At 71.4% G+C, this 24,128-nt stretch carries 24 protein-coding genes; 17 read left to right on the top strand and 7 right to left on the bottom strand.

The genetic code is table 11. The features are described from left to right. Positions 1-13: 13 nt before the first annotated feature. Both ABD346_RS03670 and ABD346_RS03665 read right to left on the bottom strand, forming a co-directional pair. Complete coding sequence (locus tag ABD346_RS03670; protein ID WP_344371434.1) at positions 14-376, bottom strand: hypothetical protein; 363 nt, start codon at positions 374-376, stop codon at positions 14-16. Positions 377-547: 171 nt separating this feature from the next. Beyond that, entirely contained in the window at positions 548-1,489 is a 942-nt protein-coding gene (locus ABD346_RS03665; protein ID WP_344371432.1) for an RNA polymerase sigma-70 factor, read from the bottom strand. Between the two features lie 247 nt (positions 1,490-1,736). Here ABD346_RS03665 and ABD346_RS03660 point away from each other — a divergent pair, with 247 nt between their 5' ends. Continuing rightward, the gene (locus tag ABD346_RS03660; RefSeq protein ID WP_344371430.1) at positions 1,737-2,222 is read left to right on the top strand and encodes a carboxymuconolactone decarboxylase family protein; all 486 of its coding nucleotides are present in this window, start codon (positions 1,737-1,739) and stop codon (positions 2,220-2,222) included. 122 nt (positions 2,223-2,344) lie between these two features. Here ABD346_RS03660 and ABD346_RS03655 read toward each other — a convergent pair whose 3' ends face one another. After that, positions 2,345-3,166: a MerR family transcriptional regulator gene (locus tag ABD346_RS03655; RefSeq protein ID WP_344371428.1), complete on the bottom strand. Its 822-nt coding sequence runs from the start codon at positions 3,164-3,166 to the stop codon at positions 2,345-2,347. 290 nt (positions 3,167-3,456) lie between these two features. Between ABD346_RS03655 and ABD346_RS03650 the strand changes: the two genes are divergently transcribed. Beyond that, a complete protein-coding gene (locus ABD346_RS03650; RefSeq protein ID WP_344371426.1) occupies positions 3,457-4,539 on the top strand; it encodes a hypothetical protein in 1,083 nt (360 codons plus the stop codon). A gap of 372 nt (positions 4,540-4,911) precedes the next feature. Next, the gene (locus ABD346_RS03645; RefSeq protein ID WP_344371425.1) at positions 4,912-5,565 is read left to right on the top strand and encodes a hypothetical protein; all 654 of its coding nucleotides are present in this window, start codon (positions 4,912-4,914) and stop codon (positions 5,563-5,565) included. A 78-nt stretch (positions 5,566-5,643) separates the two neighbouring features. Here ABD346_RS03645 and ABD346_RS03640 read toward each other — a convergent pair whose 3' ends face one another. After that, complete coding sequence (locus tag ABD346_RS03640) at positions 5,644-6,024, bottom strand: ArsR/SmtB family transcription factor (RefSeq protein WP_344371423.1); 381 nt, start codon at positions 6,022-6,024, stop codon at positions 5,644-5,646. A 98-nt stretch (positions 6,025-6,122) separates the two neighbouring features. Between ABD346_RS03640 and ABD346_RS03635 the strand changes: the two genes are divergently transcribed. The 5 genes from ABD346_RS03635 (at position 6,123) to ABD346_RS03615 (ending at position 12,061) form a co-directional block, all read left to right on the top strand. After that, positions 6,123-7,388 carry an MFS transporter gene (locus ABD346_RS03635; protein ID WP_344371422.1) on the top strand — a complete coding sequence of 422 codons (1,266 nt, stop codon included), beginning with the start codon at positions 6,123-6,125 and terminating at the stop codon, positions 7,386-7,388. 465 nt (positions 7,389-7,853) lie between these two features. Then, positions 7,854-8,354, top strand: a complete 501-nt coding sequence (locus ABD346_RS03630) for a hypothetical protein (RefSeq protein ID WP_344371419.1) — start codon at positions 7,854-7,856, stop codon at positions 8,352-8,354. Between the two features lie 340 nt (positions 8,355-8,694). Beyond that, positions 8,695-9,261 (top strand): HPP family protein, encoded by a 567-nt coding sequence (locus ABD346_RS03625; protein WP_344371417.1) that lies wholly within the window; start codon positions 8,695-8,697, stop codon positions 9,259-9,261. A gap of 306 nt (positions 9,262-9,567) precedes the next feature. Then, positions 9,568-10,419 carry an aldo/keto reductase gene (locus ABD346_RS03620; RefSeq protein WP_344371416.1) on the top strand — a complete coding sequence of 284 codons (852 nt, stop codon included), beginning with the start codon at positions 9,568-9,570 and terminating at the stop codon, positions 10,417-10,419. A gap of 250 nt (positions 10,420-10,669) precedes the next feature. Then, positions 10,670-12,061, top strand: a complete 1,392-nt coding sequence (locus ABD346_RS03615) for an amidohydrolase family protein (protein WP_344371415.1) — start codon at positions 10,670-10,672, stop codon at positions 12,059-12,061. A gap of 177 nt (positions 12,062-12,238) precedes the next feature. Here ABD346_RS03615 and ABD346_RS03610 read toward each other — a convergent pair whose 3' ends face one another. Continuing rightward, a complete protein-coding gene (locus ABD346_RS03610) occupies positions 12,239-13,141 on the bottom strand; it encodes a LysR family transcriptional regulator (protein WP_344371412.1) in 903 nt (300 codons plus the stop codon). Positions 13,142-13,406: 265 nt separating this feature from the next. Between ABD346_RS03610 and ABD346_RS03605 the strand changes: the two genes are divergently transcribed. The 3 genes from ABD346_RS03605 to ABD346_RS03595 all read left to right on the top strand — a co-directional run bounded on the left by ABD346_RS03605 (position 13,407) and on the right by ABD346_RS03595 (position 15,377). After that, positions 13,407-14,300: a ketopantoate reductase family protein gene (locus ABD346_RS03605; protein WP_344371410.1), complete on the top strand. Its 894-nt coding sequence runs from the start codon at positions 13,407-13,409 to the stop codon at positions 14,298-14,300. Then, positions 14,300-14,944 (top strand): DUF6817 domain-containing protein, encoded by a 645-nt coding sequence (locus ABD346_RS03600; RefSeq protein ID WP_344371408.1) that lies wholly within the window; start codon positions 14,300-14,302, stop codon positions 14,942-14,944. The genes ABD346_RS03605 and ABD346_RS03600 overlap by 1 nt, the downstream gene beginning before the upstream one ends. A gap of 253 nt (positions 14,945-15,197) precedes the next feature. Beyond that, positions 15,198-15,377: a hypothetical protein gene (locus ABD346_RS03595; RefSeq protein WP_344371406.1), complete on the top strand. Its 180-nt coding sequence runs from the start codon at positions 15,198-15,200 to the stop codon at positions 15,375-15,377. Positions 15,378-15,434: 57 nt separating this feature from the next. On the opposite strand, the gene ABD346_RS03590 is transcribed toward ABD346_RS03595, so the two are convergent. Beyond that, entirely contained in the window at positions 15,435-16,316 is an 882-nt protein-coding gene (locus tag ABD346_RS03590) for an NmrA family NAD(P)-binding protein (protein ID WP_344371404.1), read from the bottom strand. 96 nt (positions 16,317-16,412) lie between these two features. On the opposite strand from ABD346_RS03590, the gene ABD346_RS03585 reads away from it, so the two are divergent. The 3 genes from ABD346_RS03585 (at position 16,413) to ABD346_RS03575 (ending at position 18,912) form a co-directional block, all read left to right on the top strand. After that, on the top strand, positions 16,413-17,153 hold the full coding sequence (locus tag ABD346_RS03585; RefSeq protein WP_344371402.1) for a helix-turn-helix transcriptional regulator: 741 nt from the start codon (positions 16,413-16,415) through the stop codon (positions 17,151-17,153). A 109-nt stretch (positions 17,154-17,262) separates the two neighbouring features. Beyond that, a complete protein-coding gene (locus tag ABD346_RS03580; RefSeq protein WP_344371400.1) occupies positions 17,263-18,135 on the top strand; it encodes an ANTAR domain-containing protein in 873 nt (290 codons plus the stop codon). Positions 18,136-18,498: 363 nt separating this feature from the next. Then, a complete protein-coding gene (locus tag ABD346_RS03575) occupies positions 18,499-18,912 on the top strand; it encodes a hypothetical protein (protein WP_344371399.1) in 414 nt (137 codons plus the stop codon). Positions 18,913-18,964: 52 nt separating this feature from the next. On the opposite strand, the gene ABD346_RS03570 is transcribed toward ABD346_RS03575, so the two are convergent. After that, the gene (locus ABD346_RS03570) at positions 18,965-20,323 is read right to left on the bottom strand and encodes a cryptochrome/photolyase family protein (RefSeq protein WP_344371397.1); all 1,359 of its coding nucleotides are present in this window, start codon (positions 20,321-20,323) and stop codon (positions 18,965-18,967) included. 320 nt (positions 20,324-20,643) lie between these two features. Between ABD346_RS03570 and ABD346_RS03565 the strand changes: the two genes are divergently transcribed. The 3 genes from ABD346_RS03565 (at position 20,644) to ABD346_RS03555 (ending at position 24,075) form a co-directional block, all read left to right on the top strand. Next, positions 20,644-22,497 carry a transketolase gene (locus ABD346_RS03565; RefSeq protein ID WP_344371395.1) on the top strand — a complete coding sequence of 618 codons (1,854 nt, stop codon included), beginning with the start codon at positions 20,644-20,646 and terminating at the stop codon, positions 22,495-22,497. A gap of 132 nt (positions 22,498-22,629) precedes the next feature. Then, the gene (locus ABD346_RS03560; protein WP_344371393.1) at positions 22,630-23,040 is read left to right on the top strand and encodes an ATP-binding protein; all 411 of its coding nucleotides are present in this window, start codon (positions 22,630-22,632) and stop codon (positions 23,038-23,040) included. Between the two features lie 126 nt (positions 23,041-23,166). Next, positions 23,167-24,075: a SigB/SigF/SigG family RNA polymerase sigma factor gene (locus ABD346_RS03555; protein WP_381227128.1), complete on the top strand. Its 909-nt coding sequence runs from the start codon at positions 23,167-23,169 to the stop codon at positions 24,073-24,075. Positions 24,076-24,128: the final 53 nt, after the last annotated feature.

Below are 24,128 nucleotides of genomic sequence, written 5' to 3'. Positions count from 1 at the left end.
GCACCCGCGGCGGTCAATGGGCGCTGAGAGTGCTGCCCGTCGTGGCGTCGAGCAGGGAACGTGAGCCGACAGGCTGTCGCAAGGTGGTGCTGACCGGGCTCAGGCCGATGTGTGCCGGACAGGCCTCGCCGCTCTTCCTGGTCGACTTCACCTTCAGCGTGAGGGAGACGCTCTTGCCGTTCTCCTGGGCCGTGAGCCGGGCGGACTGGCATCCGCCGACTTCAGTGGTCGTGGTGATCGTCCGGCCCTGGACGGTGACGGGCCGGCTGATGGGCCGCGTGGTCCCCGCGTCCGTGAGGCTGTCGCAGCCGGGCAGTGCAAGGCCGGCCGCCAGGGCCAACAGCCCCGCCGATGCGTACCGCAGTCCTCTCCGCATGCACGTGGGACGCACCCCGCCCGGCCCTGGTTCCGCCCCTTCAGGTGCATCCCGACGCGGCAGGGGCCGGCCCGAAGCTGGACCGGCGTGGCGGTGTCCCTGTTCGCCTTCGTCGCGGAGGCGCCCTGCTGGGCGGCGACTGCCGAACAAGGGAGTGGGCCTTCCCGGGCTTCAGCGGCGCAGAGCGGTCTCCCTGTCCATCCGGGACAGCTTCTCGGGGTTGCGGACGGCGTAGAGCCCGGTGATGAGGCCGTCGTCGACGCGCAGCGTGATGACCGTGTCGAGCTGGTCGTCCAGCCGGACGATCAGTGCCGGGTACGCATTGACCTGTGCCGGCCGCATCGACGGCGCGGCGACCCTGATCAGCCCGCCGACCAGCAGACGGGCGACCTTGTCGGCCCCCACGACGGGCCGCAGAACGGCCTGCTTGATCCCGCCGCCGTCACCCATGAGGACGACGTCCGGCGACAGGATGTCGAGCAGACCCTGCAAGTCGCCCGTCTCGACGGCCCGTTGGAAGGCGTCGAGAGCGTTCTGCGTCTCGGTCCGGGACACCACCCCGCGTGGCCGGCGCGCCGCGACGTGGGCCCGCGCCCGGTGCGCGATCTGGCGGACCGCGGCCGGGCTCTTCTCGACGGCCTCGGCGATCTCCTCGTACCCGAGGTCGAACACGTCCCGCAGCACGAACACCGCCCGCTCGGTCGGTGTGAGCGTCTCCATCACGAGCAGCATCGCCATGGACACGCTGTCGGCGAGCTCGACGTCCTCGGCCACGTCCGGGGCGGTGAGCAGCGGCTCGGGCAGCCAGGAGCCGACATAGGACTCCCTGCGACGGCCGAGCGCACGCAGCCGCATCAGCGCTTGACGTGTGGTGATCCGGACCAGGTAGGCACGCTGATCCCGCACCGTCCCGAGGTCGACACCGGCCCACCGCAGCCAGGTCTCCTGGAGGACGTCCTCCGCGTCGGCGGCCGAGCCGAGCATCTCGTAGGCGACGGTGAACAGGAGGTTGCGGTGGGTGATGAACGCGGCGGTGGCGGGACCGGCCTGCCCGCCACCGAGTTCCCCGGCGCTCCCCTCGGCGTGCCCGCTGTGTCCGCTGTGGTCGCTCATCGCTGTCCGCTCCTGCCTGTCCGTCTTCGTACGTGTCCTCGTCCGTGCCACGCCCACAGGGTGCCGGTGGCGGCGGCTTTGTGACATGCGCGGGGCGTGGCTCACGTCACATCGGTGGGCCGTCACAGGGCACGGGTGGCCGGCATCTCTTGTGTGTCCCGGTGCGGTGCTGCGGGGCCTTGGGCCAACCACCCCAACCGCCCCACCGGTCCAACCAGTTCACGATTTCACGAGTGAGGACGAAGCGATGGACGCCCGATTCAATATGTTCGAGAACGAGACCGGCGCGAAGTTCGGCAAGCGGTTCGCCAACGCAGGCATGGTGATTCACCAGTCGTCGCTGCCGAGGTCCACGCAGGAGCTGGTGTCGCTGCGCGCCAGCCAGATCAACGGCTGTGGCTGGTGCATGGACGCGCACACCAAGGAAGCGGCGGCCGCCGGTGAAAGCGCGGTCCGGCTTCACCTGGTCGCGGGATGGCGCGAGTCCACCGTGTTCACCGAGGCCGAGCAGGCGGCGCTGGCGCTCACCGAAGAGGGCACCCGCCTCGCCGACGCCCAGGTGGGCGTGTCCGACGAGACGTGGGCCCAGGTGCGCAAGCACTACGACGACGACCAGATCGCGGCGCTGGTCTCGCTGGTCGCCCTGATCAACGCGGCCAACCGGATGGCGGTGATCGTGCACCAGCGGGGCGGCTCGTACGAGGTCGGCATGTTCGAGGCAGCGGCCAGCTGACCGGCGAGCCTCTGCGCCGGCCCGGCCCCGGATCAAGTGATCCGGGGCCGGGCCGGTGTGCCTTCCTGGCACAGCTGCGACGCCGGGGCTGCTGACGGGGCGTCAGGCCGGGGTGGGGTCGATCAGCCCCGGGTCACCGGAGCCTGTAGTTCCGTGACCCAGTCGTCGTGGTTCTCGGGGCACTCCAGATTGATCTCGCGGGGATATCCGGTCGACCGGTAGCCGTTGGCGTCGATCCAGCGGGCCAGGGTCTGGGCGGTGGGGAGCACGGTGTCCATCGAGCCGTGGTGCACGATGGTCGCCGCCTGGTCGAGGGACGGGAGGTCGAGGACGCGGAAGGCGCCGTCCTGGAGAGCGGCGGAGACCTGGACGGCGGCGTGGACGCGGATCCTGCCGCCGCCTTCCGGGGCATCCTCGTGGTAGGCGACACCGGGGCCGGTCGGGTTGATACCCGCCGACTCCAGGAGCTGGAACAGCTCGCCGTACAGCGGTCCGATCACGGGGCCGATGTCCTCGGGCTCGAAACTCGCGGCGATTGCGGTCAGTTCCGCGACGCGGATACTGGGGACGCTCTTGATGACGACGTCGTTGGTGGGCATGTGCCCCTCGCTCTCGATCGCTCGGAGCCTCGCCTCGACCTGGACCAGCCGTGCTGATGCGGCAGCCATGGCGGTCTCCAGTTCGGCCCGCCGCAGCCGCAGCATGCCGCGCAGTTCCTCGGCGCCGACCTTCTCGTCCACGATGTCCTGGACCTGCTGGAGGGTGAATCCGAGATCCTTGAGCGCGATGATGCGGTTGAGGCGGGCGAGTTGGGCGGCGGTGTAGTAGCGGTAGCCGCTGGCGGGGTCGACGTGGGCCGGGTGCAGCAGACCGGTCGCGTCGTAGTGACGCAGCATCCGGACCGATACGCGGCCGTGCCGGGCGAAGTCTCCGATGGTGAACATGATGTCTCCGAGCTGACCACCTGACACGGTGTGAGGGTCAAGAAGCTACTGGGGGCCGAGGAGCGGCAGGAATGCGGGGGTCCCTTGGTACGGCTGCGAGGATTCCCCGTCAGGCGTGCAGAGACCTCCGGCGGGGCTGGGCCTCCGGGGCTCGTCGGAGGGAGGGTGCCCCTTACGTGGATCCGCCACCTGGGTACTTGGCCACACCCCTCCCGACGGGGGCCAGCCCGTGGGGGCGACGGGGTGCTGGCACCATGGAGCGGGCGGGGTGCGTGGGTGAGGCTGGGGGCATGTCCCGTACGCCTGTGACCAACGGATTCCTGCGTACCGCGAGCGCCGCGGCGCACCTTCGGCTCTTCGTTCTCGTCGGTGTCCTCACCGTCCTGGTGACCCGTGCGTTCCTCTCGCTCGCCGACTACCCGAAGCTCGGGGGAGGAGCGGGGAAGGGAGGGCTGCACATCGCGCACATGCTGTGGGGCGGGCTGCTGATGCTGGCGGGGCTGCTGGTGATGCTCGTCTTCACCGGAGTCGCCTCCCGGCAGCGCGGAGCGGTGATCGGCGGCGTCGGCTTCGGCCTGTTCATCGACGAGGTGGGCAAACTGGTCTCCGTCGACGGCTACTTCTACCGGCCCGCCGCCGGGATCATCTACCTGACGTTCGTCGCGCTGACCGGCCTCGCCTGGTGGGTCACGCGGCGCGGGCGTAGTGACAGGGAGGCGGCCCCTGACGCGATCCGGTCGGCTGCCGCCGCCGACACCGCGCTCCACGGCGTCCTCCGAGGCCTCACCCCGCAGGAACGGGACGAGGCACTGCGCCGTCTGCGCGACACCGGCACGCCGGCCACCGAGCTCGACGCGGCCCTGGCGGCCCTGCTCGAAGTGGTCCCCGAGCGCCCGGTCCGGGGCCTCCGCCCACACCACCACGCGGCGCAGCGCGTACGCACCTACGTGACGGCCCGGGTGTCAGGCAACCGGAGGTCCGTCCGCATCGCCGCATGGGGCGCGACACTTCAGGCGGCACTCCTGCTGATCGCCATCGCCGCCGACGGCCTCACGGGCAGCCTCGCCGACGAGACCCAGTGGACCGCGATCGCGGGAGCACTCGCCTGCTCACTGGCCTCCCTCGTACTCTCCCTACGCGGCACGGCCCTGCTGCGCCGCGACCGGAACGCCGCGCTGCGCACCCTGCGCGCCGCGCTCCTCGTGGACCTGCTCCTGGGCCAGGCGTTCAAGTTCATGATCAACCAGTTCTCCGCAGTGGCGGGCTGGCTGATCAGCCTGGCGCTGCTCTACGTACTCTCGGCCCAGACGGGACGACGTCAGGTGCAGCGGGCGCTGGTGGGCCACGGCATGTCGGAGAGCGGCACGGGCTGACGATGCCGGGCCCTCAGGAGTCGTCCCGCATGGGCTCGGTGGCCACTCCGGGTGCCGGATCAGGGTCACCTCGTCGCCCAGTCACGCTTCCACTCATGGCCCGCCTCTGCACACGCTGACGACGCGTCAATACCTGGTGCCGACACGGATGCTGGGCCGCCCGGCCATACGCCTCTGCGATGCGGTGGTGAGGAACTGACCGGCGTGGTGCCGCGCAGCCCCTCGTCAAACTTGAGCCGCGGCCCCGTCGTGCTGTGCGGGAACGCCCCCGGGAAGGCCGCAGGGGCGTCGGCCGAAGATAGGTGCGTGTCCGCAGGCCGACTGAGTAGGTCTACTCAGGACCCCACCCGCGGCACGGGCAACGATGCGGGTATGACACAGCAACCCCTCAGCACCGTCCGCCGCAAGGCCACCATGTACGCCGGCCTGGGCTCGGCCGTGGCCGGGACGGTGGCGGGCGCGGTTTTCGCGGCCCAGTGGTTCAGCGGCGTGTGGAACGGCACGCCGTATCCCGTCGCGGTGCCGGCTGCCACAGCTCAGCGGCTGGACGAGCGCACCCAGGCCGTCTACGACGAGCTCGGCCTGTCGCATGCCACGCTTGATCGCGACTGGCCGGGCGGCATGGACGCCGGCGGCTACGACTGCCACCCGGTGGGCCTGCGGCACTTCTTCGACAACCTCAGGGACACCCCTACGAGCGAGCCGCAAGTGGTGGACGTACACAATGACTGGGCGTTGAAGGGAGTGTCCCTGGACGAGGCGGTTCCCGCTCTGGAGCGGGTCCGTGCCGCCCTCACCGGACGAGGCTGGACGGTCACCGAATACCGTCGAACCCCCTCCCTGCTCGAGATGCGGCTCAAGGCGCCGGGCGGCTCCGACAGGGTCACCATCGAGAGCTATCCCGGGAACCGCCTCCAGGTAGCCGCATCGGCAGACTGCGCCCGCTACCCGGCAGGCACCCCCTTGGACAGTGCGGGCAATCCCCGACTCCCCTCCCCCCAGGCGCCGTCCGTGCTGCGTGGCTGAACTCGGGTCGCCCCGCCCCGAAGCCCGCGCTCCTGTCGCCGGCCCGGACCCATCGGTCAACTTCCGTGCGGGCCCGCCCTATTGCTCCTCGGGCAGCCACGCCGCCACCAGATTGAGAAGCCCAGGGAACCGCTCGTTGAGGTCGTCGACGCGTACCTGGCTGCGGCGTTCGAGGCCGTACTGGCGCTGTCTGGTGACGCCCGCCTCGCGCAGGGCCTTGAAGTGGTGGGTGAGGGAGGACTTCGGGCGGTCGAGACCGAACCAGCCGCAGGGGTGGTCGAACTGCTCCGACTCCAGGAGCAGCTTGCGCACGATGGTCAGGCGCAGGGGGTCGCTGAGTGCCCCGAGCACGGTTTCCAGACGCAGGTCGTCGATGGACGGTTCGGGGAGCGGCCGGGGGAGCTCCTCGGGTTCGGCGGGGGTCTTGATGGCGGCCGCTCTGCGTGCCGTCGCTGGCATGGGCCCCTCCTCGTAGGTCCGAATCCTTTGTACGAGTTGCATCGTACTGCATGCTAACTTCGACTTATCTCGTACTGGATTCGGTGGAGGGGACGACCATGTCGGAAAGTCGAACAGCGTCTGGGGGTGCGGTGGTTGAGAACCGGCGCGCCACCGCGCCGCATGGGCGGGGCGGACCGGTTGCTGCCCCCGCATGGTGGATCTGGGTGGCCGCCTGGCCCGTCACCGCCGTGTTCGTCCTGTCCAACGCGGCGACACCGCTGTACGTGCTGTGGCAGCGTGACATCGGGTTCTCGAAGGGCACCCTGACGGTGATCTTCGCGTTCTACATCGTCGGCCTGCTCGGGTCCCTGCTGGTCTCGGGGGTGGTCTCCGACCGGCTCGGCCGCAAGCCCGTGCTCCTGCCGGCGCTCGCTCTCGCGCTGGCGGCGTGCGCGATCTTCGCTACTGCCTCGTCAGTGGCCGCGCTGGTGGTGGCCCGGCTCTTCACCGGCATCGCCGTCGGGGCCGTCGTCTCGGCGGGGATGGCGGCCGTCACCGATGTAGCGGGCCAGGAACGCAAGCGCCGCGCCGCTCTGCTGGCCTCCTGCGCCATGGTCTTCGGCGCAGGGCTCGGGCCGCTCCTGGCCGGGGTGCTGTCCGAGGCGCTGCCCGCCCCCACCGTCACCGTGTTCGTAGTCGAGGCGGTGTCGCTGCTCACCGCTGTCGTTGCCGTCGTGCGGATGCCCGTGCGCAGTCCGGATACGGCTTCCCGGGGCAGTTGGGTGCGCATTCCCGGGGTTCCGCAGGGCAGCGGCAGCCAACTCGCGCTGGGAATCGCGGTGTTCGCCCCTGGAATCACGGCGACCTCCTTCGTGCTGTCGCTCGGGCCGTCCTTGCTGTCCGGCCTGCTCGGAACCACCAGCCGGGTGGTGGCCGGGGCGATGGCCTTCGCCATGTTCCTCGCGGCCACCGGTGTGCAGTTCGCGGTCCAGAAATTGTCCCGGCGCACCATCCTGGCCGCCGGAGCCGCGAGTACCACGCTCAGCATGGTCACCCTCGTCGTAGCGGTGCACACCTCGTCGGTCCCGGTGCTCATCGCCTCCGCGCTGCTGGCCGGTGCGGGCCAGGGCATGGGGCAGTTGGGTGGGCTGTCCCTGCTCAATTCCAGTGTTCCGCCGCAGCGCCTCGCCGAGGCCAACGCGGCGCTCAACGTTGGCGGTTACGTACTCGCCGGTGTGCTGCCGGTGTCGGCGGGCTACCTCAGCGACGCGGTCGGGCTGGCGCGGGGAGTCACTCTTTTCGCCGCCGCTTTGATGGCTCTGGCGGTCGTCGGCGGGCTTGTGGTTGCCGCCGACCGCCGTCGGGCCGGCGAGTCCGCCTGAGCCCGCAGCCGGATGTGGTGACGTCGGTCCTCTCGCCTTCGCGGGGATGCGGCGTCGGCGGTCGGCACCGCAGGGACGCCGCAGGCCCGGCCGCCCGAACGCGACGGCGGAGTCCGGGGCGGTGGACCTCTGCCTTCCGATCCCGGTGGCGAGATGAACCGCGGCGGCCTGGACGTCACCCAGCTCGTCTGCACTGCCGCCAACGCCGAAGTGTCCGGTGCCAAACAGCCACCGGCCGTGGACGTACGGGTCCACGAGGCAGGCGCGCCGGGAATCTGGGCCGTACGGTGCAACGCGGCGGGCAACGTCATTCCGGTGCCGAACCCGTCTCAGGGGGTTCCTGACCGCGGTCCGCCCAGGCGCGCGCAGGTCAGGTTCTCAAGGATTCCAGATGGGAGGCTCACACGTGTGCCTGCCAACGGGCTATGTAGGGTCGGCTGACTCACGATCACGGGGGAAATCGACATGTTCAAGTCCTCAGCGCGGGGCGCGGCCGTTGTCGCCGTGGCCTTGGCCGCACTCAGTGCCTCTTGCGACGCGTCTCCGGCCACGGGGGCCGGAGAGCGGACGCCCGCGTCGGCGAGTGCGTCGGCCTCGCCATCGGTGGCGGGCGAGGGCCTCACCGTCTCCTCACCCCCCTCGGCTCCCAGTACGCCATCGGCCGAGAAGGTCCGCGACGCATTCGCCGGCCTCCAGGCGACCCTGGGCGACTCGTGCACCCCCGGCAACTGCGCCTACTTCCTGGGCCGGGTCTACGACGAACTGCACGGCGTGGACCGAGCCATGAAGGCGGACCCGAAGGGACCCGGCCACTTCCCCGAGCCGATTGCCCTGGTGAAGAAGCTCGACGCCGAGCTCGGCGGGGACCGCTCCTTCGCCAACCTGAAGAAGCATCAGACATCGTTGATCGCCACGCGCGAGAAGATCAACACATGGATGCAGGGCCACCCTGAGGACTACCGCTGACGCGGGTGCGTCCATCCCGCGCCCAGCTGAACCGGAACGCGCTGCCGGGTGGGGTGATGGTTGCTCACGGATCCTTGAGAGCCTTGCAGCTCCTCGACCTGTGAGTCACCTGCCCCGGCGGCGCGACTTCCTGGCCCTTGACGAGGGTCTGTAGAGGCGGTGCTCCGTGAGGGCGTGCGTGGTGGTTGGTTAGCAGGTGTGGCGGACTGTGCCGGTCCCACCGGGCCGGCGCAAGGCCACGTTCTCTGCCGACCGCAGAACCTGCCCCGCGCAGTGTCGACCGTTCCTGCCCCCTGTCGACCTGCGCGGCCCTGCGCCGCCCGCTGTAGAGATCACGCCCATGCCTCGATCCGCCCCGGGTGCCCGGCCGGATGCCGACCGCGCCCCTGCCGTCCGCGCCGTGCCGGCGGGCAGAGTCCGGCTGGCCGGGCGGGCTCCGTCACGGCCGCCGGCCGGTGCCGCGTTTTACACGGTGAGTGCCGCGGCCACCGTCCTGCCGGCGCTCGTGGCCATCGGTACGGTCATACACGAACCGGTCCTGATACCGCCCCTGGCGGCCAGTGCCGCTGTGGTGCACGGTGCGCCCACCCTGCCCCTGTCCCAGCCGCGCAATGTCATCCTGGGCCATCTGCTGGGGGCCGCGACCGGCTACGCGGTCCTCGCCACGGTCGGCAGTTCGCCCTGGGCCACTGCCCTGGCCGGCGCGGCGACCGTCGCGCTCACCCTTCTCGCCCGCGCTCCCCATTCCCCGGCCTGCGCGACCCCTGTCGTCGTGGTGCTGCAACACCCTGCCCCGCAGCGCTTCGTACCCCTGCTGGTGGGCGCCTGCGTGCTGCTGGTGCTCGGCGAGTACGCGGCCTCCCGCATCCGGCGCAATGCCCCCGAATACCCGGCATATTGGTGGTAGTCCCGCTTCTCTCCCGCCTCCCCCGAGCTTCCCGCCCTGACCGCGGAGGGGGAAACGCGCGTCTCCCACCGCGTGCCGCGACAGTCGAGGACGAGGTTGCGTCCAGGGTGGACATCATGGGAGAAGCCGACGGCGCGGAGCGAGCGGATGCGGTACGTCGAGCGGTACATCGAGCTGCGTCGTCCGGAGGCCCGTGCGGCCGGTCGCCCGCCGGCTGCCCGACCGGGCCTGGGCGGCTCGCTTTTCCGCCGCTGAACGCTTACGACCGCCCGACGACCCCGTACACCGAGTGACAAGGACGAACCCATGCAGAGCGTCACCCTCAACAACGGCGTCGAGATGCCGATCCTCGGCTTCGGTGTCTACCAGATCCCGCCGGAGCGGACCGAGCAGGCCGTCACCGATGCCCTGGCCGTCGGCTACCGGCTGCTCGACACCGCGGCCGCCTACGGCAACGAGGAGGCCGTCGGCCGTGCCATCAAGAGCAGTGGCATCCCGCGTGAGGAACTGTTCGTCACCACCAAGCTGTGGGTCCAGGATGCCCCCGCCCAGGACAACGCCCGCCGCGCCTTCGACACGTCTCTGACGAAATTGGGCCTGGACCACGTCGACCTGTACCTGATGCACCAGCCGTTCGGCGACGTCTACGGCCAGTGGCGGGCCATGGAGGCCGTCAACCGCGAGGGCCTGGCCAAGGCGATCGGCGTCGCCAACTTCTATCCCGACCGTCTCCTGGACCTGATGCTCAACAACGAGGTCACCCCAGCGGTCAACCAGATCGAGACCCACCCGTTCTTCCAGCGCACCGCCGACCACGCTCTCATGCGCGAGCACGGAGTCCAGCACCAGTCCTGGGGCGGATTCGCCGAAGGCAGGAACAACCTGTTCACCCACCCCGTCCTCAGCGAGATCGGTTCAGCGCACGACAAGTCCGCCGCCCAGGTCGTACTCCGCTGGCTGATCCAGTGCGGCATCGTCACGATCCCGAAGTCGGTGGACCCCGGCCGGATGGCGCAGAACTTCGACGTCTTCGACTTTGAACTCGGCGACGACCAGATGGCCCGGATCGCCGCGCTCGACACCGGAGCGACGCTGTTCTTCGACCACCGCGACCCGGAGATGGTCGCCCGGCTCGGCAAGCATCGCCTGGACAGCTGACCCGGCGGGGGCGCACCCGTCGCCCCCGACGCGGCCGAGGCCCGTGTCGCCGGGCGGCCGGAGCCTTCCAACCCGGTGTGGGGCAGGCCGGCTCGCGACTCCCGGGGGCCAGGGATGTGCCTGGGTGTGCCGCACCCCGGCGGACCGCGGCCTGGTTGCCGGCCGAGGGCGGCCCGAAGCTGGGGGAGTCAGGTGAGCCCCCCCCACACGGGCTCACCGCCCCCGCATCACGGACAGGACCTCCCTCCCCATGACCACCGCCGACACCACCGGTGCCGCCGTCCTCGACCAGCTCCAGCGGCAGTCCGGCGACCCGGGCCGACGCATCCTCTTCACCGGCGCGACCATCGTCACCATGGATCCCGGACTCGGTGTCCTGAACAAGGCCGATCTGCTCGTCGAGGGCGACACGATCGCCACCGTGGGACCGGACCTGAGCCGGGACGGCGCGGTGGTCGTCGACGCGGGCGGCAGCATCCTGACGCCCGGCTTCGTCGACACCCACCGCCATGCCTGGCAGTCCCAGCTGCGGCGGATCATGCCGGACGTCGACGACCTCGGCGCCTATGTCATGTCCACCCTGGCCGGTTACGCCACCGTCTACCGGCCCCACGACATGTACGTCGGGACCCGACTAGCGGCACTGACCGCGATCGACGGCGGGATCACCTGCATGCTCGACTTCTCCCACAACTCCCGCACACCCGAGCACTCCGACGCCGCCGTGCAGGCCCTGATCGACACCGGCATCCGGGGCGTCCACGCCTCCATGGCCCCGCACTTCGGCGACTGGGACAAGCAGTGGCCCGGCGATCTGGCCCGGCTCAGGTCCACGTACTTCAGCAGTGACGACCAACTGCTGACGTTGCGGCTGGCCGCGCTCGGCACCGCCGAGGTCGCCGGCCCCGCTCTGGCCTACGGGCCCGAACTCGCCCGCTCGGCAAGGGAGTTGGGTATTGGTGTGAGTGTGGACGCCGTGTTCGGTGCCGCCTCCTCGCAAGCCATTCTCGGCTGGGCCGAGGACGGTCTCCTCGGCCCCGGCCTCACCCTCATCCACGCGACAGGTCTCACCCCCGAGGCGTGGCGGGCGATAGGGGAGACCGGCACGACCATCGCGCTCGCGCCGACCTCGGACGCGCAGATCGGCCTGGAGACCGCGATCCCCGCGATCGACGAAGCCCTGTCGGCCGGAGTCCGTCCCGGCCTGAGCATCGACGTCGAAGTGGCCCTGGCCGGCGACATGTTCACGCAGATGAGAGCCCTGCACACCATCCAGCGGATGCGCGCGGCCAACGCAGTCTTCGGCACCGAGCGGGAGCCGGAACGCATCACCACCCACGACGTCCTCGACTTCGCCACGCTCCAGGGCGCCCGTACCAACGGCCTGCGGACGACCGGCTCCCTCACCCCGGGCAAGAAGGCCGATCTCCTGGTCATCCACGCCGAGGACCTCAACAACATGCCGCTCAACGATCCGATCGGCACGGTCGTGCTGGGCTCCGACGCCCGCAACATCAGTGCCGTACTCATCAACGGCGAACCCCGCAAGTGGAACGGCCAGGTGCTCGACGTCGACCTGCCCACCCTGCGCGCCGAAGTCCACGCCTCGCGCGAGTACGTGCTGAACGCCACTGCGCGCTGAGTACCGGTCACCTGCCGCCCGCGGAGGCCGCCCGTTGAGCGCGAATCCGTGTCCGGCAACATCGCCGTCGCCCGGATCGACGCCGCGGACCTCGGCCGGTCCTGGACGCTGTCCGCGACCGGCCCCGCGTCCGTGGCAGCGGCGACTCCTGACAACGTATCTGCCCTCAACCGGCGGCTATGGAAGGACGGTCTGCGCGCCGCAACGGTGTGCGACCAGCTCGGCGAACGCGAGGGCCAGCGGGGAGAGGTCGTCCCAGTGACGTACGGCCCAGCCCGCCGTGAGCGCCGGGAGCGCGGGGATCGGGATCAGCCGCAGGTCGGGGTGGCCGGGGCCGCTCCAGGCGGGCAGGGCCGGGACGACGGCATGGCCCAGGCCCAGCTCGGCCAGCAGGATCGCGGTGTCCCAGTCCGTGACGCTGGTGTCGAACACCGGCCGGACCCCGGACTCCGCGAGCCAGGCGCTGAGTTGGAGGCGGGACGTCGAGTTCTCGGGAAGTCCGATGAGCCGGGCGTCCTGGAGGTCGGCCGGTTCCAGGGAGGCCTTGGCCGCCAGCGGATCAGTGGCCGAGACGGCCAGCGACCAGGGAATCTCGACGACGGGATGCTGCTCGATGGCGCGCGTCGCGGGCCTCAGGGTGATCCATGCGAGGTCGACGCCGCCCGCGGCGAGCGCGTCGAAGCAGCCGCGGCTGGAGGTTTCGGTCTGGAATTCGAGGCTGGCCCGGGGAAAGCGCCGCCGGAAATCGACGACGGCCGCCGCCATGAAGTGCCGTACGGTCGTGGCTCCCGTGGTGACCCGGACCGAGCCGCCTTCCGCGCGCGCCACTTCCTCTATTCGGCGCAGCGCTTGGTCGATGCACCCCAGGCCTTCGGTGACCGCCGCGTTCAGCATGCGCCCGGCCGGCGTCGCCACCACCCCGCGCGTGTGCCGTTCGAGCAGGCTCAGGCCCAGCTCCCGTTCCAGCCGCTTCACATGCTGGCTGACCGCGGACTGCGTACAGGACATGTCGCGGGCGGCCGCGCTCAGGGAGCCGGCCCGGCAGACCGCGGTGAAGACACGAAGATCGTCAAGAGTCACGGCAACCCAAGCTATCGCTTGGGTATTTGCCAGCAAACCCGTGGATTGACTTGGGTTTCCGGGATGCATGATCCTCGATGCAGGGCCCAGGGCGGCAACCCGCCCGCCGCTTCACCCGATCCGGACGCGGTGAACGGCGGGCGGGTGTCGACCCGCCTCATGGCCTGTGTCCGCATCCCGGCGGGACCGGATTGCGGCTCGCACACCGACCGGCAGAGCACCGCGGTCCGTCCGCACAGGTCCCTCAAGTACGACAGGAGCGCACGTGACCACAACCAACCTGACGGTGGCCATCCTCGGACCGGGCGGCGTCGGAGGTCTGATCGGCGGGCTGCTCGCCCGTGCCGGACACCGCGTCATCTGCATCGCGGGCGAGGAGACCGCCGCCACCCTGAACCGGGAGGGTCTGCGCATCGAGAGCGCCCAGTACGGGAACTTCACGGCGGAGGTGAAGGCCGACACCGAGCTGAGAGAGCCGGTGGACGCCGTCGTCGTGACGGTCAAGCAGACCGCGCTGGACCAGGCACTCGACCGCGTACCGGCCGCGGTCCTCGGCGATGCGCTCGTGGTCCCGCTGCTCAACGGGCTCGATCACGTCGCGGTGCTGCGCGAGCGCTACCCCTCGGCCAAGGTGGTCGCAGGCACGATCAAGGTCGAGGCCACCCGCACCGCACCAGGGCGCATCAGTCATACGAGCCCCTTCGCCCACCTCGAACTGGCCGCGCCGCTCGACGAGTTCGCGGACCGGCTGCGGCACGCCGGCCTCGGTGTGACACTGCGGACCGACGAGACCGCGATGCTCTGGGACAAACTCGCCTTCCTCGCCCCGTTCGCCCTCCTGACCACCCGGCACCGGACCGATGTCGGAACCGTCCGCACCGACCGGCGCCCGGAACTGCTCGCGGTGCTGGACGAAATCACCGCCGTGGCGCAGGCTGCGGGCACACCGGTGACGACCGACACCGTGCTCTCGTTCTTCGACCGGGCGCCGCACGCGATGAAGTCCTCGATGCAGCGCGACGCGGAGGCAGGGCGCCCGCTCGAACTCGACGCCATCGGCGGGGCGGTCCTCCGCGCCGGGGCCGTCCATGGGATCGGGACCCCGGCCACGGCCCGGCTGGTCGCAGAGGTGGCTCGACAGTCGAACCGGGAGGCCTGATGCGGCCGGACGATGCTCCGGACGAGGCGTGGCCCGCCGTCGAGGAGTTCCTGCGCGCCCGGGGCGCCGCCGAGATGTACCACCCAGGCGGAACCCTCCTGGAACACCTGCTCCGTGTCGCCCGCCTCCTCGGCGAGTGGGGCGCCGATCCGGACCTGCGGGCCGCGGGGCTGTGCCACGCGGTGTACGGAACCGACGGATTCGGCCAGGCCCTGGCGGACACCGCCGAGCGGGCCCTCCTCGTCGAGCTGATCGGCGAACGGGCCGAGGCATTGGTCCACCTGTACGCGAGCTGCGACCGCGGCGTCGTGTACCCGCGACTCGGGAGCGGACGCCCGGTGCTGTTCCGCGACCGCCTCACCGGCCGGGACCACACCCCCTCGGAGCCGGATGTACGCGCCTTCGTCGAAGTGACGGCCGCGAACGAACTCGACGTGCTCACGCACAACGCCGAACTCGCCGACCGTCATGGCCCCGCCCTGTACCGCCTGTTCGCCGCCTCCCGCGACCTGCTCTCCAGCGCGGCATGGGACGCCTGTGTCCGACAGCTCGGGCGGTACGCCCCCGACGCCGGACCGGCGATCCGGATCGCGGCCCTGGACCACCTGGTCCCGGCCGTCGACGGGGAAGACCACCCCCGCTAGCGCTCCTTGGACCTGCCAGGCGAGCCGTCGTCGAGCAGGGCGAGGAGGCGCGTGACCAGGGGGTTCGGGTCGTTCTTGGGCCAGGTGAGCCGTTCGCGCGGGAGCGCTGGGATCGCTGGCGGCGGGAGTCACTGCCGGACTTCCGGACCTGGCGGAGCCCGTTCGGCCGGTCCGGAGCGAGCGAGGCGGAAGCGCTGGGTTACCGGGCTGGTGCGGGAACTTCCTGCTCACCTCCGCCGAGGTGCGCGAGACCATGCCCGCTGTCGAACGGGCGCTGAGTTTCAGCCCGGAGGGGCGTGCCTCGGCGGAGGGCCAGGACTGGCTGTACTACGGCGACGACGAGGAAAGCGTCCTGGACGGGCCGCTGCGGATGTGGCGGCATGCCGGGAAGCACGGGCTCGGCCTGTGCGGGGTGTCTGTCGTCATCTACTGAGGAGGGGCGGGCGGGGCCCTCTGCGCGATGCGCGGCGGCTCTCCGGTTCCCGGTCGTTCACGGCGCGTCGGCCAGCTGCGGCCGGAGATGGTCGTAGGCCCATGCCGCGAGGGTGGTGGGGGTGGTCGTCCGGATGGTGCGGCTCTGTTCGGGGGTGAAGTTTTCGCGCAGGCCGGTCGACATTCCGAGCATCGCTTCGACCGTCGCGTCGGACAGCGCGGCCTGGTGGAGCTGTGTGCGCATGGCGTCGTCCGTGATCTGCTCGACACTGATCTTCCGGCCGGTGGCAGCGGTGAGGATGTCGGCCACCTGATGCCACGACAGGTCGGCGGGGCCATGGACCGCCTGGACGTGGCGTCCGGACCAGTCGGGGGACAGGAGGCGGGTGGCGGCCACCTCGGCGATGTCGCGGGGGGCCACCCAGGCCATGGGCTGGTCCAGCGGGAGGATCACCTGGACAACTCCTGCTCGTAGCGCGGGGAGTTGGGGTTCGAGGTTGGTGAAGAAATAGCCGCAGCGCAGGTGGGTGACGTCGATGTCCAAGTCGTCCAGAGCCGTCTCGGTGTGTGCCAGGCCGTCGATCTCCCCGGCACCGTGACGTTTCTCCGCTCCGATACTGCTCTGGAAGACGACCCGGCAGATCCGGTTCTCGGTGACGGCGCGGACCACACTGCCCGTGGCGCGGGCGCAGTCGGCGAGAGGGTCCTCGCTGTCGCTGGTCGGGTTCACCCAGTACAGGGCGTCGATGCCGTCGGTGGCGGCCACCACCGATTCGGCGTCGTACTGGTCGGCCCGCACCGCATCCACGTGGTGCCGGACCTCGGGAGCCAGCCGGCCGGGGTGGCGCGACAGGACACGTGGGCGGATCCCGGCGCGGATCAGTGTGGCGACGACGTGGTGGCCCACGTTGCCGGTCGGCGTCGTGACGGCGATGCGCATGGCTTCCTCTCCTTCGGCGGCTCCGTTCGGGATCAGGCTAGGAGCAGAGGCGGCCCGAAGCTGTCCTCCTCTCCCGGAAGGGGGAAGGCTGACCCCATGGATCTCGACCCGACGCTCAGGACCCTGACGATGCTGACCCTGCTGCAATCCGGGGGCGAGTGGACGGCCGCCCACCTGGCCGAGCGGCTCGGCGCGAGCATCCGTACCGTACGGCGTGACGCCCAGCGGCTCCGGCGGCTCGGGTACACCGTCGAGGCCCGCCCGGGGCCGGGCAGCGCCTATCGGCTGAGCCCCGGAGTCAAGGTGCCGCCGCTGCTGTTCAGTGCCGACGAGATCACCGCGCTGGTCGCCGGGCTGCACCTGATCCGCGCCTGGCTCCCCGACGACGCGGTCGCATCGGGTGCGCTGCTCAAGCTCGACCAGATCCTGCCCCGCCCGCTGCGCCGGCGCGCCGCGGCCACCGATCTCGCCACCGAGGTGCTGGGGCAGCCCGGCGCCGGCGTGGCGGCGGCAACCGTCGGGGTGATCGCGGACGCGGTGGCGGCGGACGGCCGGCTCCGGTTCCGCTACGCCGCCCAGCACGGCAGGCCGTCGACCCGGCTGGTCGAGCCGTACCGCCACTGCCTGCGCGCCGGGCAGTGGTACCTCGTGGCCTTCGATATCGACCGGGACGACTGGCGCCTCTTCCGGCTCGACCGGATCAGCGACATCTCACCGGTGCCGGGCGCCCATCGGCCCCACGCATTCCCCGATGAGTCCATCGAGCACTGGTTGACCACCGACTTCGGCCGGGCTGCCGGACGCCCGTCACCTGCTGCTCCCAGGTCGGCCGGGTGAGGTGAACGGGCTTATTCTGTCGGCCTGTTGTGTGGGGATTATGGTGATGCGGCTCGCCTGCACGACCTGGGGCCGAGTCGTGGGACGGCGAGTGCGGGAGCAGGCGCGAATGACCGATGTGCTCGGCGGAACCGGGACGGAAGCGGACGGTACGGCGGAGGAGGCGGAGCGGCTCCGCCGGGAGATCCGGGATCTGCGCGCGCAGGTGCGGTCGCGGCCGCTGATCGCCCAGGCTCAGGGGCTGCTGACGGAGCGATACCGGCTGCGCGGGGCCGAGGTGGCGTTCGCGTTGATGCAGCAGGCTTCGCAGCGCTTCAACATCAAACTCCGTGCCGTGGCCGAGGCCGTGATCGCCGTGCCCCGGCCGGACACGGACCAGAGTCTGTGGTTCCCGGGCCGCACCCGGCACGGCGCCCCGCCGCTGGACACGCTGGGGATGGACGGCGCCGACCGTGCCCATCACAGCGAGGTCCTGAGCGCCGTCCTGACGCAGGCGCTGGCCATCACCAGTGCGTCCATGGGCAACGTCCAGCTCGCCGATCGCGCCGGGCGGGTCCTGCGGATGGAGAAGCACACCGGCCTGAGCGCCGAATTCGTCGACTTCTTCGCCGTCGTCGGCGACCGGGGAACGTCCTGCGCCCAGGCCGCCGCGGACGTCGCGCAGACCACGGTGCGCGATGTCGCCACCGACCCCGTCTTCACGCCGCAGGCGAGGGAGACGATCCTCAAGGCGGGCAGCCGCGCCTGCCACAGCATCCCCCTCGCCACCTCCGACGGGACCTGTGTGGGCATGGTCTCCGCCCACCTGGACCGCCCCATCCAGGACCTGCACCCGGCTCAGCTCGCGGCCCTGGAGCAGACCGGCCGGCAGGCCGGCGCGTGGTTGTCCTGGCACGAGCGCACCATCGTGCTGGACGCCCTTGAGTACCTGCACGCCACCGCCCGCGACCCCGCCGCCACGCCCTCTGCGCGCCGCCGCTGAGGGCACTCATGGGGTGGACGTACAGCGGTCCCGCACATCCGGGAGAGGGGTGGATGCGCGGGACCGCGAGCCCGGGCCAGGCCGGGGGTACCTGGCCCTGAGGGGGCTTGGGATCCGAGTGCCCCCGACTCGCCGCCCCATGCATGCGTGCCGCGCGGGACGTCGAATCCGGACAGATCTGCTGCCTTGCGGCGCCTTGACGCCCGCCGCGTCCGATCAGGTGCGGGAGCTTCACGTGCCTCCTCGTGCCCAGGCAGTGGCCACCGGGATCCGGCCAGCGGCACTCGTCCCTGTTTGCCCGCATGCGGCAGGCTTCCCGGTGCAAGGTTCAGCACGCTTTTCATCCAGTAAGCGAGGAATCGTATGCAGTTCATCGTCCGTACGGGTATGGCCGCCGCGTTGGCGGTCGGCGCGCTTGCCGCGGTCGTCGCGCCCGCCTCCGCCTCCGCCTCCGCCGTCGTCGCCGACGGTGCGCACGCGGTGAGCGGCGCCCACCCGGTGGCGGCCAACCCGAAGACGATCAAGCCTGCCGCGTACAACCAGGCGCGGAGCATCCTGGCCAATGCCGGGAGTCAGACGGCGGCCAAGTCGCATCCCGTGCACGGAAAGGACGACGTGCCCGTCAGCTACGGCACGAGCCTGCTCGCGGCCGCGCGCGACGAGTTCCGGCACACGGACCGGAACCTGCCGGCGAAGCAGAAGAAGTCCGACATGTCGATCCCGCACTACAACGCCATTCACAGCGCGGCGAAGACGATGGGCATCGACCGCTGGTGAGTCCGTAGGCGCCTCGTGCCAAGGGCCGCCGGTCGCGGCCGGCGGACCGGGCTCAGGCGCCGCGCGCCCGCTCGAAGCGGGCGCGCCCCTCGGCGAGGTCCACGACCGGGTCCGGGTAGTCGAGTCCGGCCCGGTCCGCCGCCTTGAGCTTCCAGGGTTCATGGAGGAACTTCCGCTCCAGGCCCGCGAGTTCGGGCACCCACCGGCTCACGTAGCTGCCGTGCGGATCGAAGCGCTTGCCCTGGACCACCGGGTTGAGGACCCGGTTGGGCCGGGTGTCCGTGCCGGTCCCGGCCACCCACTGCCAGTTGAGCTGGTTGTTGGCGACGTCCCCGTCGACCAGCAGGTCCAGGAAGTGGCGGGCGCCGATCCGCCAGTCCGCGTACAGGGTCTTGGTGAGAAAGCTCGCCACCAGCATCCGGCCCCGGTTGTGCATCCACCCTTCGTGGGTGAGCTGCCGCATCGCGGCGTCCACGAGTGGATAGCCGGTGCGCCCCTCGCGCCAGGCGGCGATCTCCCGTTCGTCGTCGCGCCACCGGTCGCCGCGCGGCCGGTAGTCCTCGTGCGCCGATTCCGGACGGGCCGCGAGCACCTGGTGGTGGAAGTCCCGCCAGGCCAGCTGCCGGACGAAAGCCTGCGCGCCCGGGGAGCCCTTGTGCCGGGCCAGATGGACGAGTTCGGCGGCGGACAGCGCGCCGAAGTGGAGGAAGGGCGAGAGCCGGGACGTGGCGTCGCCCGCCAGATCGTCGTGTCCGTCCTCGTACCCGGCGATGCCACCGGCGAGCCACCGCCGAAGCCGTCGCCGGCCCGCCGTTTCCCCTCCTTCCATGACGCCGGGCGACACCCCGCCCACGTCGGCGCGCCGGGGCAGGGAGCCGGGCGCCACCTCGGGCACGGAGACCTTTCGCGGCGCGGCCACCCGATCCCGTACGCCGGCTTCGGCCCAGCGCCGGAAGTACGGCGTGAACACCGCGTAGTGGTCGCTGCCCGCCGGGGTGACGGCCCCGGGCGCCAGCGCGGTCACCACCGTGTCGTGCACCGACAGGGTGCGGCCGGTCCGCTCCAGTTCCGCGCGCAGCCGCCCTTCGCGCCGTGCGGCGTACCCGCTGACGCCGCCCGCGAGGTGCACCCGGTCGGCCCCCACCGACGTCGCGAGCGCACAGACCTGCTCCACCACATCGCCGCTACGCACCACCAGATGCCCGCCGCGCGCCCGCAGGCCGGCGTCCAGGTCGGCCAGACAGTCGGCCAGGAACGCCCGCCGGTTCGGGGCGTCGAACCCGGCCGCCCGCACCCCGTCGTCGTCCACGAACAGCGGGACGACCTGATCGGCCCCGCGCACCGCGGAGTACAGCACGGGATTGTCGTGCAACCGCAGATCGGACGTGAACAGGGCTACGGAGACCGTCACTCGCTCGACTCCTCGGGTCGTACGTCATTCAGGGGGCCGGGCGGAAACCCGGCCGGTCCGATCCTCCTGGACGGCAGCCACCGCGGCGGTGATCCGGCGCGGGCGTGGCGAAAGGCCGGGCCGGTCGTCGGCACATCGATCCGGTGGCGCAGTACGTGACCGTTTGGGCCCGGCCCCGGCGGATACCCGACACGACACGACGAGCGGTCTCCGGCCCGCGTGGCCGCCGGAGGCGCCCCCGGGTGGCAGCACCGTCCGCCCGCTGATCCCGGCCATGCCCCACCGGCCCGCCGGACGGGCCGTCGAGCGCAAGGAGTGACATGCGACGCGAAGCCGCCCGTGAACTCGCCGATCTGGGCCAGCAGTTGAGGGTGGACGCGGTGCGCGCGGCCGCCGCGGCCGACTCGGGTCATCCGACGTCCTCGATGTCGGCCGCGGACCTGGCGGCGGTTCTGCTCGCCCGCCATCTGCGCTACGACTTCGACGATCCGGACCACCCCGGCAACGACCGGCTGATCCTCTCCAAGGGCCACGCCTCGCCGCTGCTGTACGCGATGTACCGGGCGGCGGGCGTCGTCGACGACGAGGAACTCCTGACGTTCCGCCGCCGCGACAGCCGCCTGGAGGGACACCCCACGCCGCGGCTGCCCTGGGTGGACGTGGCGACGGGCTCGCTCGGACACGGGCTGCCGGTCGGGGTCGGCATGGCGCTCGCGGGCAAGCGGCTCGAACACGCGCCGTACCGGGTGTGGGTGCTGTCCGGCGACAGCGAGATGGCCGAGGGGTCGGTCTGGGAGGCCGCCGAGCACGCGGGGTACGAGCACCTGGACAACCTGACGCTGATCATCGACGTCAACCGGCTCGGCCAGCGCGGGCCGACCCGGCACGGCTGGGACCTCGACGCGTACGCCCGGCGCCTCGGCGCGTTCGGCTGGCACACGATCGAGATCGACGGGCACGACGTCGAGGCGGTGGACGCGGCGTTCGCCGAGGCGTCGGCCACGCGCTCGCAGCCCACCGCCGTCATCGCCCGCACCCGCAAGGGCCGGGGCGTCGCGCAGGTCGAGGACCGCGAAGGGCAGCACGGCAAGCCGCTGCCGGACGCGGACGCCGCCATCGGCGAACTCGGCGGCCCCCGCTTCGTCCGCGTCGAGGTCTGCTCGCCGCCCGCGGCCCCGGCCCGGCGGCAGCCGGCCGGCGGACACCTGGACCTGCCGCGCTTCGAAGCAGGTGACTCGGTGGCCACCCGCGACGCCTACGGGCAGGCGCTGGCCGCGCTCGGCTCGGCGCGCGAGGACGTGGTGGCACTCGACGGCGAGGTCGGCGACTCCACGCGGACCGAGTTCTTCGCCAAGGCCCACCCCGAGCGCTACTTCGAGTGCTACATCGCCGAGCAGCAGCTCGTCGCGGCCGCGGTGGGCCTCCAGGCCCGCGGCTACATCCCCTTCGCCTCGTCGTTCGCGGCCTTCCTGACCCGCGCGCACGACTTCGTACGGATGGCGGCCGTGAGCCGGGCCGGCATCAACCTCGTCGGCTCGCACGCCGGGGTCGCGATCGGCCAGGACGGCCCGTCACAGATGGGCCTGGAGGACCTGGCGATGTTCCGGGCCGTGCACGGCAGCACCGTCCTCTACCCGTGCGAAGCCAACCAGACCGCCCAACTGGTCGCAGCCATGGCCGAGTTGACCGGGGTGCGCTATCTACGCACCAGCCGGGGCGGCACCCCTGTCATCTACGGCCCCGGCGAGGAGTTCCGGCCGGGCGGCTCCAAGGTGCTCCGCTCCACAGACCGGGACCGGGTGACGGTCGTCGCGGCGGGCGTCACGGTCCACGAGGCGCTGCGAGCGGCCGAGCTCCTGGACCGGGAGGGCATCGACATACGGATCATCGACCTTTACTCGGTGAAGCCGGTCGACGCGGAGACCCTCCGGGAGGCGGCGGAGGCGACGGGGTGCCTCGTCACGGTCGAGGACCACCGGGTGCAGGGCGGGATCGGCGACGCGGTGGCCGAGGCCTTCGCGGACGGCCGCCCGGTGCCGCGCCTGGTCCGCCTCGGCGTCCAGCACATGCCGGCCTCGGCGAGCCCCGAAGAGCAGCTGCACCTGGCCGGGATCGACGCCGAGTCGATCGCGGCGGCGGTACGGCTCCTCGTGGAACGCGCGGTCGTGCGCTGAAGAGGGGGCCGCGCGGTTCCGGTATCCATGGGCCGTGCGACTCCCCGGCGCGCACACGTTCGACCGCGCCGAATCTGGGCAGAAGCCCCACCACATCCATATCCACGGGCAAATCCTCTGGGGGTCTCGAACATGGCTCGCCCGTCTGCCGCCACCGGTCCACCGCCGGGCTCCGCCGTAGGGACCACGGTTCCGGCCACGCCGGCCCAGGCCCGCGACGCGGCCCGCGCGTTCCTCTCCACGCTGGCGCCCCGGCCCACGAGGGAGAGCGCCGAAAACGTGGTGCTCGTCGTCTCCGAGCTCGTCACGAACGCGCTCCGGCACGCGGGCGGCGCCACGGCCCTGCACTTCGCCGCCGACCGCAGCACGCTCCACATCAGCGTGCGGGATCCCAGCCCCGTCCCGCCCCGCGAACGCCCGCCGGACCTGCGCGGATACGAGGGCGGATTCGGCTGGCCCCTCGTCCATCACCTCGCCCGCAGCGTGGCCGTCATGCCCTGCGGTGACGGCGGGAAGAGCGTCTGCGTCGCCCTGCCGCGCTAGGAGGCCGGGCTTCCCGCTCGTACCGCGTACTTCAGCCACGTACGGAACACACATGCATGATCTGGTTCACGAGGGGCACCCGATGACTTCGACGGATGCAGTCACGTGACTAGGGAGGTTGTCCACATGGCAGCGGCGCGGGTGACGGGACGCGAGCGGACGGACCGGACGGCGGCCACGACCATGGAGCCCGGGGCGGGGGAGTTGCCCTGGGTGGAGGATGCGGGAAAGGTCGCGCCGAAGGATGCCCGCGAGCTGTCCAAGGTGTTCTTCGAGCGGCTCCAGGTCCTGGAGGAGGGCACCGAGGAGCATCAGTACGCGCGGAACACACTGATCGAGATGAACCTCTCCCTGGTGCGCTTCGCGGCGAGCCGGTTCCGCAACCGCGGCACCGGCGAGATGGAGGACGTGATCCAGGTCGGCACGATCGGCCTGATCAAGGCGATCGACCGGTTCGAGCTGTCGCGCGAGGTGGAGTTCACCTCCTTCGCGGTGCCGTACATCGTGGGCGAGATCAAGCGGTTCTTCCGTGACACGACCTGGGCCGTGCATGTGCCGCGCCGCCTGCAGGAGCTGCGGGTGGAGATCGCGAAGGCCAAGGAGTGCCTCGCCGTCGCACTGGACCGCGACCCGACGGTGCGTGAGCTCGCGGCGCACCTGGACCGGGACGAGGAGGAGATCGTGGAGGGTCTCGTCGCGGCCAACGGCTACACCGCGGGCTCCCTCGACATGTCCGCCGACGCGGAAGAAGGGGGCGGCGCGGCCGGTGGCAGGAGCCGCGCGTTCGTCGACTTCATCGGCGAGGACGACCCCGGCATGGAGAAGGTGGAGAACCTCCAGACCCTGGCGCCGCTGATGGGCGCGCTGAGCGAGCGCGAGCGGCGCATCGTGAGCATGCGGTTCGGGCGCGAGCTGACGCAGGCCGAGATCGGCCGTGAGCTCGGGGTCTCGCAGATGCAGGTGTCGCGTCTGCTCTCCCGCATTCTGACCAGGCTGCGCGCCGGGATGGTCGAGGACCGGGCCGCACGCGCCTGACCGCCGCCGATCGATTTCCGGGAAAGCCGGCTTCCGCCTGCCCGAGCTGAATG

This window comes from Streptomyces mauvecolor (genome assembly GCF_039532965.1).
Classification (GTDB): Bacteria; Actinomycetota; Actinomycetes; order Streptomycetales; family Streptomycetaceae; genus Streptomyces; species Streptomyces violascens.
This window is presented reverse-complemented; position numbering and strand designations above follow the sequence as displayed.

What these genes read in the sequence shown, in the direction of transcription:
- ABD346_RS03665 (WP_344371432.1), bottom strand. Translation starts at nt 1,489, where the DNA reads ATGAGCGACCACAGCGGACACAGCGGGCACGCCGAGGGGAGCGCCGGG.
- ABD346_RS03560 (WP_344371393.1), top strand. Translation starts at nt 22,630, where the DNA reads ATGGCTCGCCCGTCTGCCGCCACCGGTCCACCGCCGGGCTCCGCCGTA.
- ABD346_RS03650 (WP_344371426.1), top strand. Translation starts at nt 3,457, where the DNA reads ATGTCCCGTACGCCTGTGACCAACGGATTCCTGCGTACCGCGAGCGCC.
- ABD346_RS03575 (WP_344371399.1), top strand. Translation starts at nt 18,499, where the DNA reads ATGCAGTTCATCGTCCGTACGGGTATGGCCGCCGCGTTGGCGGTCGGC.
- ABD346_RS03645 (WP_344371425.1), top strand. Translation starts at nt 4,912, where the DNA reads ATGACACAGCAACCCCTCAGCACCGTCCGCCGCAAGGCCACCATGTAC.
- ABD346_RS03630 (WP_344371419.1), top strand. Translation starts at nt 7,854, where the DNA reads ATGTTCAAGTCCTCAGCGCGGGGCGCGGCCGTTGTCGCCGTGGCCTTG.
- ABD346_RS03595 (WP_344371406.1), top strand. Translation starts at nt 15,198, where the DNA reads ATGCCCGCTGTCGAACGGGCGCTGAGTTTCAGCCCGGAGGGGCGTGCC.
- ABD346_RS03580 (WP_344371400.1), top strand. Translation starts at nt 17,263, where the DNA reads ATGACCGATGTGCTCGGCGGAACCGGGACGGAAGCGGACGGTACGGCG.
- ABD346_RS03615 (WP_344371415.1), top strand. Translation starts at nt 10,670, where the DNA reads ATGACCACCGCCGACACCACCGGTGCCGCCGTCCTCGACCAGCTCCAG.
- ABD346_RS03600 (WP_344371408.1), top strand. Translation starts at nt 14,300, where the DNA reads ATGCGGCCGGACGATGCTCCGGACGAGGCGTGGCCCGCCGTCGAGGAG.
- ABD346_RS03655 (WP_344371428.1), bottom strand. Translation starts at nt 3,166, where the DNA reads ATGTTCACCATCGGAGACTTCGCCCGGCACGGCCGCGTATCGGTCCGG.
- ABD346_RS03620 (WP_344371416.1), top strand. Translation starts at nt 9,568, where the DNA reads ATGCAGAGCGTCACCCTCAACAACGGCGTCGAGATGCCGATCCTCGGC.
- ABD346_RS03585 (WP_344371402.1), top strand. Translation starts at nt 16,413, where the DNA reads ATGGATCTCGACCCGACGCTCAGGACCCTGACGATGCTGACCCTGCTG.
- ABD346_RS03625 (WP_344371417.1), top strand. Translation starts at nt 8,695, where the DNA reads ATGCCTCGATCCGCCCCGGGTGCCCGGCCGGATGCCGACCGCGCCCCT.
- ABD346_RS03635 (WP_344371422.1), top strand. Translation starts at nt 6,123, where the DNA reads ATGTCGGAAAGTCGAACAGCGTCTGGGGGTGCGGTGGTTGAGAACCGG.
- ABD346_RS03670 (WP_344371434.1), bottom strand. Translation starts at nt 376, where the DNA reads ATGCGGAGAGGACTGCGGTACGCATCGGCGGGGCTGTTGGCCCTGGCG.
- ABD346_RS03640 (WP_344371423.1), bottom strand. Translation starts at nt 6,024, where the DNA reads ATGCCAGCGACGGCACGCAGAGCGGCCGCCATCAAGACCCCCGCCGAA.
- ABD346_RS03590 (WP_344371404.1), bottom strand. Translation starts at nt 16,316, where the DNA reads ATGCGCATCGCCGTCACGACGCCGACCGGCAACGTGGGCCACCACGTC.
- ABD346_RS03565 (WP_344371395.1), top strand. Translation starts at nt 20,644, where the DNA reads ATGCGACGCGAAGCCGCCCGTGAACTCGCCGATCTGGGCCAGCAGTTG.
- ABD346_RS03660 (WP_344371430.1), top strand. Translation starts at nt 1,737, where the DNA reads ATGGACGCCCGATTCAATATGTTCGAGAACGAGACCGGCGCGAAGTTC.
- ABD346_RS03555 (WP_381227128.1), top strand. Translation starts at nt 23,167, where the DNA reads ATGGCAGCGGCGCGGGTGACGGGACGCGAGCGGACGGACCGGACGGCG.